Annotated in this window: 13 protein-coding genes; 8 read left to right on the top strand and 5 right to left on the bottom strand. The window is 38.1% G+C overall.

Annotated features, from left to right (window positions below; genetic code table 11):
- Window positions 1-73: 73 nt before the first annotated feature.
- The 3 genes from HYX58_00525 to HYX58_00515 all read left to right on the top strand — a co-directional run bounded on the left by HYX58_00525 (window position 74) and on the right by HYX58_00515 (window position 2,850).
- On the top strand, window positions 74-346 hold the full coding sequence (locus HYX58_00525) for a cell division protein FtsL (protein ID MBI2774481.1): 273 nt from the start codon (window positions 74-76) through the stop codon (window positions 344-346).
- Window positions 347-422: 76 nt separating this feature from the next.
- Entirely contained in the window at window positions 423-1,982 is a 1,560-nt protein-coding gene (locus HYX58_00520; GenBank protein MBI2774480.1) for a penicillin-binding protein 2, read from the top strand.
- 10 nt (window positions 1,983-1,992) lie between these two features.
- Window positions 1,993-2,850 carry a hypothetical protein gene (locus HYX58_00515; protein ID MBI2774479.1) on the top strand — a complete coding sequence of 286 codons (858 nt, stop codon included), beginning with the start codon at window positions 1,993-1,995 and terminating at the stop codon, window positions 2,848-2,850.
- Window positions 2,851-2,895: 45 nt separating this feature from the next.
- Here HYX58_00515 and HYX58_00510 read toward each other — a convergent pair whose 3' ends face one another.
- Entirely contained in the window at window positions 2,896-3,801 is a 906-nt protein-coding gene (locus tag HYX58_00510; GenBank protein MBI2774478.1) for a hypothetical protein, read from the bottom strand.
- Between the two features lie 102 nt (window positions 3,802-3,903).
- Between HYX58_00510 and HYX58_00505 the strand changes: the two genes are divergently transcribed.
- From HYX58_00505 to HYX58_00495, 3 genes are all read left to right on the top strand, one after another.
- Entirely contained in the window at window positions 3,904-4,218 is a 315-nt protein-coding gene (locus tag HYX58_00505; GenBank protein ID MBI2774477.1) for a hypothetical protein, read from the top strand.
- 87 nt (window positions 4,219-4,305) lie between these two features.
- On the top strand, window positions 4,306-4,596 hold the full coding sequence (locus HYX58_00500) for a hypothetical protein (GenBank protein ID MBI2774476.1): 291 nt from the start codon (window positions 4,306-4,308) through the stop codon (window positions 4,594-4,596).
- 107 nt (window positions 4,597-4,703) lie between these two features.
- On the top strand, window positions 4,704-5,609 hold the full coding sequence (locus HYX58_00495) for an aldolase (GenBank protein MBI2774475.1): 906 nt from the start codon (window positions 4,704-4,706) through the stop codon (window positions 5,607-5,609).
- Here HYX58_00495 and HYX58_00490 read toward each other — a convergent pair.
- Window positions 5,601-5,990 (bottom strand): hypothetical protein, encoded by a 390-nt coding sequence (locus HYX58_00490; GenBank protein MBI2774474.1) that lies wholly within the window; start codon window positions 5,988-5,990, stop codon window positions 5,601-5,603. The two genes, HYX58_00495 and HYX58_00490, sit on opposite strands and share 9 nt — an antisense overlap.
- A 115-nt stretch (window positions 5,991-6,105) precedes the next feature.
- A complete protein-coding gene (locus tag HYX58_00485) occupies window positions 6,106-7,182 on the bottom strand; it encodes a hypothetical protein (GenBank protein MBI2774473.1) in 1,077 nt (358 codons plus the stop codon).
- 288 nt (window positions 7,183-7,470) lie between these two features.
- Here HYX58_00485 and HYX58_00480 point away from each other — a divergent pair, with 288 nt between their 5' ends.
- Window positions 7,471-9,579 (top strand): hypothetical protein, encoded by a 2,109-nt coding sequence (locus tag HYX58_00480; protein ID MBI2774472.1) that lies wholly within the window; start codon window positions 7,471-7,473, stop codon window positions 9,577-9,579.
- A 17-nt stretch (window positions 9,580-9,596) separates the two neighbouring features.
- The gene (locus HYX58_00475) at window positions 9,597-11,273 is read left to right on the top strand and encodes an ankyrin repeat domain-containing protein (protein ID MBI2774471.1); all 1,677 of its coding nucleotides are present in this window, start codon (window positions 9,597-9,599) and stop codon (window positions 11,271-11,273) included.
- Window positions 11,274-11,355: 82 nt separating this feature from the next.
- On the opposite strand, the gene groL is transcribed toward HYX58_00475, so the two are convergent.
- Together groL and HYX58_00465 are read right to left on the bottom strand one after the other, a co-directional pair.
- Window positions 11,356-12,996, bottom strand: coding sequence for a chaperonin GroEL (gene groL / locus HYX58_00470; GenBank protein ID MBI2774470.1), 1,641 nt, complete (start codon window positions 12,994-12,996; stop codon window positions 11,356-11,358).
- A gap of 33 nt (window positions 12,997-13,029) precedes the next feature.
- Window positions 13,030-13,323: a co-chaperone GroES gene (locus HYX58_00465; protein MBI2774469.1), complete on the bottom strand. Its 294-nt coding sequence runs from the start codon at window positions 13,321-13,323 to the stop codon at window positions 13,030-13,032.
- Window positions 13,324-13,359: the final 36 nt, after the last annotated feature.

Here is a 13,359-nt window from a genome sequence, read left to right as displayed (position 1 = left end):
TTCTATTTGTTTAATCTCTTTAAAAACCGGCTCCACCTAGATAAGCTGGTATCAAAATAGAAAGGTCTGCTCAGTGAAAAAAAGAACTTTTATCGCTTTTTTTGTAGGTGTCCATCTTACCTTTATCGTCCTTCTGATTCATAAGCAGAGTCTTTTCATCAGCCTTTCTTTTGAAAAACAGCGTCTTGAAAAACAAAAACTGGAATTGCTCCAGGAAAAAGATACCCTTTCTCAAGAGCTGTTTGCTCTCAACAATAAATCTGATATCAAAAAATTTGCTACCGAGCAGCTCAATATGAAACAACTTGCACTGGGTAGCCTCATAACAGGCACGCAGCATGAATAAACGGTACACCTTTCGAGCGGGTCTTGTTTTTCTTTTTTTTTGTTTTTTGTACCTCGCGATTGCGTGCAATTTATATTTGATACAAATCAAACAACGTGATTTTTTTAGTAACCTCGCGCAACAACAATACACACTTTCAATCACAACCCATCCGCCCCGCGCACTTATTCTAGATCGTGCAGGAGTCCCGCTTACTATAAATAAAGAAAGTATTTCGGCGTTTATTGAACCGTCTAAAATAACAAACATTGCACCGTTGGAAAGATTTCTAAAAAAAGAGTTTCCGCAAAGCTTAGAACGCTTAAAAGCGCATAGAGACGCACAATTTTTATTCATAAAAAGAAAATTGAGCCCTGAGCAACGAGCTGCGATCGAACAAAATGAACAAACGGATATTCAATTTATGAAAGAACCACACCGTTGGTATCCTATGGAATCGATGGGCCACATTATCGGCATTACCGATATTGATAATCATGGCCTCTTTGGTATTGAATCGCTCTTTAATAATCGTTTGGCAGGATTGCCATCAACATTCGCCCTCCAAAAAGATGCGCGTTCCGGTACGTACTATTTTGCAAAGAAAACAACTAAAGAGGGGCACGATGGCGATCAGGTCAAATTGACAATCGATTCCACGCTCCAGTTTTTAGCATATGAAGATTTGAAAGAAACGGTGAGCGCTTACCATGCACGAGAAGGTGCGGTTTTAGTTCTCAATCCAAAAACGGGCGAAATAATTGTAATGGCCCAATATCCAAATTTCGATCCAAATAACACGCATGAAGTTGCGATGGAATTAACTAAAAATCGGGCTGCCACAGAAAGCTATGAATTAGGTTCTGTTATGAAAGCGTTCACCGCGCTTGCCGCTCTTGAAGAACAAGTAGTAACTGCAGATGAAATGATCGATTGCCGCAATATGAAGGTTGGTTATTTTGATGGATTTAAAATTAGCACATGGAAAGCGCATGATATGCTCAGCTTTTCAGAAGTAATTGAACTCTCAAATAATTTTGGGATCGCCGATGTGGGCAAACGGCTCGGCCCAAAACTTTATGATCATTATAAAAAGCTGGGATTTGGCCAAAAAACTGCATTAAATTGGCCTGGCGAACAAACAGGATTTGTAAATCCACCAGCTTCGTGGTCTCGCCAATCGATTATTTCTCTCTCATTCGGGTATGAACTGAGCGCAACTCTTTTACAATTAGCGCTCTCATTTTGCATGATTGCCAATAATGGAATTCCGGTCATCCCATGGATTATTGCGCATCCACAGCAACAAATTGTACAACCAACAGATCCAATTTATCGGCCCGAAACAATTGAAACAATGCGAGGCATTCTAGAACGCACTGTAAGCCACGGAACCGCACATCGCGGCGCGATTAAAGGCTATAAAGTTATGGGAAAAACTGGTACTGCAAATATGGTGGTTGATGGAAAATATGATACAAAGCGAAATACGTACACCTTTGCTGGCATTCTAGAAAAAGGCGATTACCAACGGGTCATTGTAACGTTCATACGAGAAGTGCCAAATCCACACAGCATGCTGTATGCTTCTTCAGTAGCGGTTCCGCTCTTTGAAAAAGTTGCAGAGCATGTAATTTTGCACGATCGCGTTTTATAAAAAGGAAATTATGATAATCAAAAAAATATTTTTCCCCTTATTCATTTTTAGCATACATGGTGCACTGTTTGGGATGGAAATTAAATTACCAAGCGAAACAGATACGCCGAGTAGTGATAGAAAATTTGTACAATTGATCGAAAAGCTTGAGCCCGGGCAGTTAATAATTACGAGAAAATCGGAAGACGACAAAAAGGAATCTTGGCGCTTTATTGAAGGTAAGGCTTTGGAGCATAGTTTAAGCCATGAGGGTAAAGATTTAAAAACTCCTGAATTTTATTTACTTCTCAAATCTGTAAAAAATAAAAGTTGCTTGATCACGATTAAAGAACTTGCTGCAGTGGCTCTTTATTATGAAACTCATGAGGGAGTAAAGCTCGATGTTCCTGAGCGTATAAGGAATCTTAACGTAGGCGATAAAAAATTGCGCGATGTTCAAAAAAAAGGCCTTCATAAAATTGAATGTACCGACGATGTAAGAGCGTGTGAAAACAACTTGTATGATATTAAAACAAAACGGCTTGACGTTCTGACTACTGGAATCGAATATTTTAGCTATGAAGACCCTTCAACACGCCAAAGAGAGACTCTTGTGTTTAAAATCTTAAACAATACGTATAGTAAAACAACCGGTAATGGAATCGTTACATACGCTCGCTCAAAGGGTTTATTTTCTCCTTATCAGATAGAACGAACCGATATTTTTGTAAATCCCGACACCAATGGAAAGAATCCAAATAATTGCGCGTATTCATTTGACTGGAATCACAATGCGCTCAATTGGCGAAAAGTAATTGGCGTATCTGTTGCGGCGGCAACAACTGCTGGTGTTCTTGGTACAGTATATGTAAAGTGGTTCAAAAAATAAAAAATCGCCAATAATAAGTTTGTAGCGATGGCTTATTTATTATAATCAATCTTCATCGTCAAGTGGCCCATTTTTTTCTTCAGATGTAGTATTAAATTTCCAAGCCATGTTAAGCGAAAACTGAAAAGCAACTTTATTTTGCTGGCCATTTAAATGCTGCACAATAGGAAATGCGACCCCTGCTTGCACAAGAAATTGCTGTGTTGACCACCACAATGAAGGACCAATGAATACTATATGCTCCCCCGAATTGGGATTAATAATTCCACTCACTTTATCACGTTTTGAATAAAGGCCCGTCAATTCAACCATAGCGTTAAAAACCCATTGGCGTGGACCATAACTAATATTGCGCGAAAGTCCAAGCTGATAAAAATAATCATTGGCAAGTTGTGTTCCATCATGAGGGGTTACCAATTGAACCCCAAGCGCAGCAAATTCATACCAGACAGTATCCATATATTCAGCAGTGGTTCCAAGAAAAAATCCAACTGAGCCGAACCCAGTAGGGGGATTTTTTTTAAATGACCCGGATGGCGCAGAAATGGCTGCAAGCACTGTTGCTTGTGCACCATCATATAAACTGTCTCTACGATAATATGCATATTCAAAAGCGGTGAAAAAATCGCCGGCACCAGATGAAGTATTTGCACCATATTCAAATTTTGCAAAATACGGTACACCTGCAAGGATTGCCAACCTATCGGTCGCACCATAGAGTATACTGGGCATATATTCATCAATAAGAACCTTCTTCCCCCTGAAATGATCGATGTACATATATGCCTGCAAGTCTCCCTCATCAATAACGTTTTGCCCAAAACCAAAGAGGGGCCCAGGCTGCTGCGATGTTGGCAATGCGTAATTTCCAAAGGGTAACTGTATGGTCTCTTCAATTTTTGCCAATAAATGAATATGCAATATCAATAATAGCAAATAAACGTTTTTCATATTAATCCTAAATAACCGACTTAAGTTTAAAATCAGATTAATACGTTGACATTCATACACGCAAGTTTAAATTTAGTGATCGAATAAAAGAGAAGGAGTCTTATGAAACTAAAAAAATCTTTGTGCTTTTTGGCATCATGCGTAATTATGTTCAATGCGAGAATTCATTCCATGGATCTCGAGAAACAACGTGAAATCATCTTAAATAAAATTACAGAAAATCCAGATGCCAAAGAAAAATTGCGAAACTATCTAACTTCGGGATTTACCTGCGCATTTAATATTAAAACTGAACTCTCAAATGATGGAAAACTAAAGCTCAAAGGAACTCAAGAAAAAATCCTATGGGATATCGCGCAAGAAGAAGATTTAGCACCGATCGAGTCCTTGCTTAAAAAAACGCGGGAAAGCGATTGATTCCAAAAAACGTAAGTTTCTAATGGATCGCTCGTTACGAAAACAAATTCGGATAAATAACAACAATTATTTGAAGCGAAATTAATTATGAAAAAAATAATATTTTTGAGCGTATTGTCTTGCGCAATCAATTCTGCATTCACAATGGATGATTCTTGGCAGAGTACGGGTCTGCAGGTCGGCAAAACGATACAGATTACAACACAAACTCATTCTATCCAAGGAACAATCGTTCATATCGAGCATTTAACACTCTTTATTAAAGATACAAACTTGCTTAATAATCCTGATATTCCATGCCATGTGATTGATCTGTCAAATACCAAAGTTAAAAAAACAGGTGATAATTCTTTTCGCTTTGAACCTAATCAAAATTAAGGTTTTGCAAAAGAAATAGTCGGATAGCTACTCACGGCCAATTATCGTATAAGTTGCAATTATTCCTTTCATTTTGCTTATAATAAAAAGAAAAGAAATGGAGAAAAATGAAGCATAATGAAATTCCTGCAGATGTTGTGCAATCGGCCGCAGATGAATATATAAAAAATTATCGTGCTATCACACGAGATGCCAACAGATTATTTTTATTTTCTGGTGATCAAAAAATAGAACATTTGAACGAATATTTTTATGGGCCAGAAATTTCAGAGGAAGATAACGATCCATTGCATCTTTTCAAAATAGCTGACGCTGGATTTGTGGGTGCGTTTGCTACACATCTTGGATTAATATCGCGGTACGGAAAAAAATTTCCCTCTATTAATTACATTGCAAAATTGAATGCAAAAACAAATTTAATTTCATCAAAAGAGCACGATCCATTTAGCGAACAGCTCTTTTCGGTTAACGATGTTCTTAAAATAAAACAGTCCACTAATTTACCAATTCGCGGCGTTGGCTACACGATTTATCCGGGCAGTGAATTTGAAGGGCGGATGCTGCAATCGGCAGCACAAGTAATAATGCAAGCGCATGAACATGGGCTTATTGCAATTTTATGGGTTTACCCTCGCGGATCTGCAATAAAAAATGAACATGATGGCAGTCTCATCGTAGGAGCAAGCGGATTAGGATTAAGTTTGGGAGCAGATTTTGTAAAAATCTTAATACCCGAAGAAACTGATGAAAAAAGCTCTCTCGATTGGCTGAAGCTGGCAGTGCAAGCAGCAGGTAATACTAAAATAATTCTTGCCGGTGGCGATTCAATTAATGAAAAAAAATTTATCGAGCAAACGTATGAGCAGATTCACAAAGCAGGAACCGCGGGCTGCGCAATCGGCCGTAATATTCATCAAAAACCACTGCACAATGCTATTGCGTTCACGAAGGCCCTAGCCGCTATTATTTATGAAAATAAGCCGGTAGATCAAGCACTGAAAATGCTAGTCTAACAAACAATCCTCATCTGCGGTTGATCTAAATGTCGCAGGTCGAGAAAAAAAGCTATGCGAATGATCGCGCATCGGTTGAAATTCATAGCGTGCAATAGTGCGCGATGAACAATGCAAATAGTAAACACAAAGCGCCCCGGTGACACCGCCTAAGAAACACAAAAGAAACGCGTAGCGATACGGGAGTACCTCCACGGTTTGCGTTTTACTGAGTATATTTTGGCCATACCCAAGCATCTTAGCCACCCACTCACGCGCATTTTCTGCTCCTGAATATACCGTTGACCCCCAGCTATCATTTTGATCGGTAGGAGTCGCATTCGATTGAAATGGTATCAACACACAAAAAGAGAGGCTCATTATAATGAATAACTTTTTCATACTTTTTTCCTACCTCCGTAGCACGAGCTGCATCGCTTGCAGATCGATCTTAAACTCCTGATTCACTATAGCGCGCCTCGTACTATCAGTTCAAGAAAAATTGTTTCAAGAATTACTATAGGATGCAATCTCCGTCAGAAAATTTTATTCCCGGAATATTAGTACTTGCAGTAAAGTAACTCAAAGCTGCAATGGCGCTATCGGTTTTATCACCACGGGCCCCATAAACAATATTTTTGTGTACCTTTTCCATTAATTGTAAAAATGTTTTATCATCGTTTCTTTCCAGCATTTCAAATTTTCTTTTTTCTTTTTTTCCGTTCGTTGCTATCTGAAACAATGGCGGATCATCTGCATACGATACAACATCTCGCTGCACTGAAGTGATCAAACTAAACGAGATCTTTTCATTGTTCATGAGGCGAGATATTCTTTCTGGCGACGCGTAACAAGATTCTACCCCAATGGTGGATCGAGGAAATTCACTATTTAAATAGCAGAGCAACGAAGTCATTCTCTCTGGTACAAGGCCACAAAGAATTGGCAATTCAGATTTCTCAGGATTTCCATGCCCATTTAAATGAAATAAGAATTGGGCGGTTTCATCGACTGGTTGGCAATGGAGTAGGCAGTTCATTTCACACGCCCAGTTCATTGAGTTGCTCGGAACCGATGAAAGCCCTTCCGGATGATCGATGAGCGCAAACTTTTCTTTCTTTACGATATAATTTTCCTTAAGATCTGCAGGCTCTAAATAATAAAGACCGAGTTTAGTATCATAAAAGCACCACTGATTCTTATTGAAGGCAACCAATGCCCCATCATCATCTTTTATTTTCTCCTCACCTCCAAGCAAGTATTTTGCCACTTCCTTACTATTTTCGGCATACCAATACTTAGTCCCTAATTTTTGAGCACTTCTTTTTTGCAAATCCAAAAAAACTTTCCAAACCATATAGGAAATAAAAATATGGGATTGTGCCTTTCGCTTGAGCAAACGTTGAAAATCGGTTTGCAGCGGATCGATACTTTTACGCTCAGTCGTATCCAGCATGTTATTAATAAAGTTAATGCGAATAGTAGAATCAGAATACTGCGTGGCAAGATCAGTAACAACGTTGGGATTTTCCATTGCATAATGGTCGAAAGAAAAGAAAATAAGTACTGCGCAAAAAATCCTCAATAGGTTCATATTTTTTTCCTATTTTTTTCATACTGAAAACATTAAGAATTAAAGTTTTACCGTAATTTGAAAAAAAAGAAAGAAAAAGAATTGAATTTTGAGATTCGTTGAGCGAACAGCATTCCTTGTCTGTAAGAGTATGCGTTTTTAAAAAACCGCATACTTCTGCCCTTTTTACGGATACGGGGATCTGTTTTCTATCATTATTAACCAATTTATATATTTTCTATGAGAAATAATTATATAATTAATAGTAACTTATTGGGAAAACGTGTTTATAAAATAATTGGCGAGCGTATGAAGAAAATAAACAAAAAACAATTTCGAATGTTAGTCTTTTGCATTTTTATTGTGAGCATTCCCTTAAATGCGCAGCTTCCTAGCGATGAAAAAAAAGGCAGAAAACAAGAAGAAAGCGAATTAGAAACGCAATCTAAAAAAGTGCGCGTAATAGTTCCTGAAGTTACTCAAAATGAAAAAGGTGAAATACAGATCACCGTTCCTTCCTCAACTTCTGAAGCTTATAAAACACTTTTGAACTTAGTTAGTCATTCGGCCAAACTTAAAAAAATGGCGAAGGCGAACGCAAATTTATTAACAGCAGGGCAAATAATACAGCTTCCTAGGTTATCATCAAGTGCCATTGAAGCTATTTTAGATTTTGCGTCAGAAAACATTCTTGATAAGGCCCAAGCGATTCAAAAAGCATTAGAAAAATATTCTACTTCTGCACTTAGTTATATTATCCAAGCTGCCGATTATCTAGAAATGGAAACGTTATTAAACACGGCACGGCAAGCAAGTTGCTCTTTACCATTGCAAAAACAATCTTCAGAAATTACTATTCCTGAAATTACTGACGATGAAGGAATGATAACTATAATTGTTCCCGAAACAGGATCAACCGCCTATGGAACATTAAAAAAAGTTATTGCTAGCTCAAAAACCCTTAAAAATATGAGTGAAGAACATACCTCCATTCTCTTGCAAGGAATGGCTATTCCTCTCGCCCATTTATCGTTGAAAGCAGTCCAAGATATTTTTAATTTGGCCAATCAAAATACTCTTAATCAAAAAAAAACAATACAAAGCTATTCACTTATAGACCTTGCATATCTAGCCCAAACCGCAAATTATTTAGATATGCCCGCTCTACTTAATGCCACTGTACTCCTTTTAAGTGAACAATTAATGGACCCAAACAAACTCGCGCTCATTAATACAGATACTAACCTAATCAATCAGCTAACAACTATCCTGGGTCCGGATTTAGAAAAATTAATCTCGAACAGAATAATAAAAGCCAACCATTATTTTAGGCAAATAAGAGTGCTGAAAGATCATACTGGTTCAGTAAGGGATCTCGCGTTCAATCAAGATGGCAGTAAATTAGTATCTGGTGGTAATGATAAATTAGCCATTGTTTGGAATTGGGTAACTGGTGGCGTACTTAAAAAATTAAGCGAAACAGCCCAAGATGTAATGGGTTATATAACGAGTATTGCGTTTAGACCCGCTAGCACCCAACTAGCTATAGGATCGGAGAACGGCTCCATTGCCATTTATGATGATAACGGAGAAAGACTATTTAATATCGAGCCAGAATCAGATGAAACAAGTGTATCGTCTCTCGCATTTAGCCCAAATGGCATTCTCCTAGCAATTGGATGGTCTAACCATGGCATTTCCATACTAAACCTTCTTTCTCAAGAACTAAAATATCTACCAGAGTTAGAATCATCTACGGAACCCAAAATTATTTTTATTAATAATAATATATTAGCAGCCGCTTCTCCAGAAGGTTCAGTTATCTTATGGGATATTTCTAATAATAAAAAATTAAATACGCTAGAAAGTGGTGCTTCTAAAGAGAAATACGTAAATAAAGATGACATCTCTTCTATAGCTTACAATCCCTTAGTTCAGAAATTGTCCGTAGCGCAAGCAAATCAGGCGATAGTATGGGATCCGTTTCCCAATATGGGCAAGGAACTTCAAATATTTAAAGACCCGTTTGACAATAATCGTCAAGTCACAAGAGCTATGCTAAGCCCTGATGGCACTTTACTTGCAGTTGCATCTACGTATGCAATCACTGTTTGGAATTTTATTAATAGAAAAAAACAAATCTTAGTCAGTGGATACAGTGAAAAATTTAAGCATTTCTTTCCACCCATTGCTCTCGCATTTACGCCCGATAACAATGTACTAGCTACTGCACCAACTACGCAAAAAGAAATTACATTATGGCAATCTGACGCCGCAAAATTAAAACTGCTTTCATTCAGGCAATTACTTATTTTCTTAATCGCAAAAGAATTGGGTATCAATCAATTAAGCCAAGATGTAAATACCGAATTTGGTCAGCTTCCTGAAAATGTTAAAAATCTGGCGGAAAAAAAATAATATTTTTTAAGGGAAAAATGAACTATTCAAAATTATTGAGTTTGGTAATCGCCATGTTCATCTATTCAACAGCGCAATCAGCTCCCTATCAATTTCGCCGAATAGTCATCTTAAAAGATAATAAAATTATTAAAACAATCGATCTGATTTCTGATTTTCATCAACCCGTACATGAAATGGTAAAAAAACCATCACGCAAACAAAAGTTGCTCAGCCTTGATGAAAGGCATGCCTTCACCGCCGCCGAACGCACGTTGCTTATAACTTTGCGCAGACTTGCAAAACAAAATAAGCAAATACAATTATTATGGGAAGAAACTCTGGTTGAAAAAGGATGGATACTCCCAAAGCTTAATAATCCTGTCGAAATGGATTGGATAGTATACAGTCACCATTTAAAGGAAGAATTTAGTCCTTTAAAGAAGGCGGCAATCGTTTACGAAAATGGTGACACCTATAGAATACCCTCCTCGTCACAATATGACCCAGATAACCTCAGCCCTTCAGTTCCTAATGAATTAATAGAAAAAATGTTAGATACACCGGTAAAAGACACAACAGCTTTCATCGGATCGTTGTTGGATCCTCAATTTTCCAAAGCCTTAAAGGATTTAGATAGTGTTAAAAATTCACCTTATAAAGATTTCTATGATGAACTTGTACTGTTATGGCAACAATATGAGAACAATAATATTAAACCCCTGCACCACTATTTAGAGAGATTACTTAATAAAAACCCAAAAATAACTATTGGGCAAGCCCGTAAAAATATTATTAAACTTCACGAGGAAGACAAAATCGAAGAGTTGATTAACGCTTTTTCCGATCTTCCTGATATTGAATTTCTTATAAAACTTTTTGCATCGATAGATCACACAATAATATATGCGGGCGGTGATCATTGCGACAAAATTGCTACTTATTTACTAGATAATTTTAACGGAAAACTCCTTATCGATTTGGGCACAACTACTAAATCTTTCCGAGTCGATCCAAAAATAACGTCAAATGAAGTTGAGCTCACACCCGTCCTTCTATCAAAAACTTGGTTTTACTTGGCCGAAGAGCCGCAAAAATCTTTTTCTCGGTTTAAATCTCGAGCACGAGCTGTTACAAATCTGGCAAGCGATAAAATATGGGATGAATTTATAGAACTACGAAATCAAATGAGTGATGTGTTTGATAGAGTGCGCAATGAAAAAAATATTGCCGCCGCTCTTAAAAAAGAAGATCTTCAGATTTTGAGCAAATTGTCTCTTTTTTTTAATAAATCATCAAAAACCTTTATTGATTTTATGAATGTACGCGATGGATTTATGTTTACGTTGCTTTACTATGCAGTTAAAGGAAACTTATTAGAAACAGCCAAATTTTTGATAAAACACGGATCGAAAATTAATGCGCAAGATGGCCAAGGAAATACACCTTTATTTTATACATCAACCGTAGATATGACTAAGTTATTACTCGAAAATGGGGCGAGCATTGATATAAAAAATATAAACGGTGCAACGGCCATTCAGAATGCAATAGTATTAGAAAATACCGATGCCGTTTCCATTATGCTAAAATTTGAATCGTCAAAAAAGAAGGAAGAAATTAAAAGCGAATCAAAATTTTTGAAAGAATCAAAACAAGAGATTCCTGAATGCGAAACGCCAGAAATTACTATTCCCCAAGATGGTAACGATTAAATAGATCTAAGAGATTCTTCAAAAAAAAGAGCCGGTTTTTTACACCGGCTCTTTTTTGATCTTCTATTTTCTAAAGAAGGCTTTAGTACATGCCTCCCATGCCGCCCATTCCTGGAGCGCCATGGCCGTGACCGCCTACAGCTTCTTTTTTCTCTTCTGGAATTTCTGAAATAATCGCTTCAGTCGTAAGAAGCAAACCAGAAATAGATGCTGCATTTTGCAATGCAGTACGAGTTACTTTCGCTGGATCAATAATACCCATTGCGATCATATCAACAAACTCGCCTGATTTTGCATCAAATCCGATGTTGCCGCTTTCAGCTTTAACACGATTAACAATAACTGATGCTTCGTGCCCTGCATTTGAAGAGATAATTCTCAATGGCTCTTCAAGTGAACGGTACACAATTTGGCCACCAAGTTTTTCATCGCCTTCTAGTTTGAGCGAAGATACAACACCTTGTGCGCGAAGTAATGCAACGCCGCCACCAGCAACGATGCCTTCTTCAACTGCTGCGCGTGTTGCGCTCAATGCATCTTCAATGCGATCTTTTTTCTCTTTCATTTCAGTTTCGGTTGCTGCACCAACTTTGATAATTGCAACGCCGCCAGCTAGTTTTGCCAAGCGTTCTTGCAACTTCTCGCGATCGTAATCTGAAGTTGTTGCTTCAGCTTGCGCGCGAATTTGAGCAACGCGTCCTTTGATCGATTGCGCATCACCTTTACCTTCAACAATTGTGCAATTGTCTTTGGTGATGATAACTTTTTTTGCACGACCAAGATCAGCTACCGTTACCGATTCAAGTTTCAAACCGATATCTTCTGAAATCAATTTACCGCCAGTTAATACTGCGATATCTTCAAGCATCGCTTTGCGACGATCGCCAAATCCAGGCGCTTTAACAGCCGAAACTGTTAGCGTGCCACGTAATTTGTTTACTACTAATGTAGCTAGCGCTTCGCCTTCAACATCTTCTGCAATAATTAAGAGCGAACGGCCAGATTTTGCAACTTGCTCAAGCATTGGGAGCATGCTCTTCATGCTTGAAATTTTCTTTTCGTAAAGCAAAATCATTGGATCGTTAAGAACCGCTTCCATTTTTTCTGCATCGGTAATTAAATAAGGCGAAATATAACCGCGGTCGAATTGCATACCTTCAACCACTTCAAGTTCGCTTTCCATACCTTTTGCTTCTTCAACGGTAATAACACCATCGCGGCCAACTTTTTCCATTGCTTGCGCAATTTGTTGACCAATTTCAGCATCAGCTGCAGAAACGGTTGCTACTTGCTCGATCTCTTTTTTTGAATTTACTATTTTTGATTGCGATTTAATGAACTCAACAGCCGCCGTTACCGCTTTATCGATACCGCGCTTAAGTTCCATTGGATTCGCGCCGGCAGTAACAAATTTATTACCTTCGCGGAAAATTGCTTGCGCTAAAACGGTTGCAGTCGTGGTGCCATCACCAGCAACGTCTGCTGTTTTGCTTGCAACTTCGCGCACCATTTGCGCGCCCATATTTTCTATTTTATCGTGCAATTCGATCTCTTTAGCGACCGTTACACCGTCTTTGGTGATCGAAGGAGCACCGAACGATTTTTCAAACGCAACGTTACGTCCACGGGGCCCGAGAGTCACTTTTACTGCATCGGCAAGCGTATCAACACCTTTGCGAATCTTTTCGCGTGCTTCAACGCCAAATACGATTATTTTTGCCATTCTCATTTACTCCTAGAACAAACCGGCATGATCTTATAAGTTAGATCCAACCACGCCTAAAATTTCATCTTCTTTAACAATAAGATATTCATTACCAGCTTCTGTGCCTGCATATTTTGGAACGAAGACAATGTCATTCGCCTTAACAGTCATCGGAAGGTTTCTTCCTTCGCTGGTTGTTTTTCCTGGTCCTACTTTTACCACTTTGTAGGTTTGTGCTTTTTCTTTAGCAACTTCAGGGATATAAAGCCCACCAGCTGTTTTTTCTTCTACTTCTAACCTTTTAAGCAGAACTCGGTCTGCCAAAGGAGTCAGTTTATCGTACATGAGGCCTCCTTAAAGAATGTATGCCGTTTTTTTAGA

The organism is Candidatus Dependentiae bacterium (genome assembly GCA_016191325.1).
Lineage (GTDB): Bacteria > Babelota > Babeliae > Babelales > JACPOV01 > JACPOV01.
This window is presented reverse-complemented; position numbering and strand designations above follow the sequence as displayed.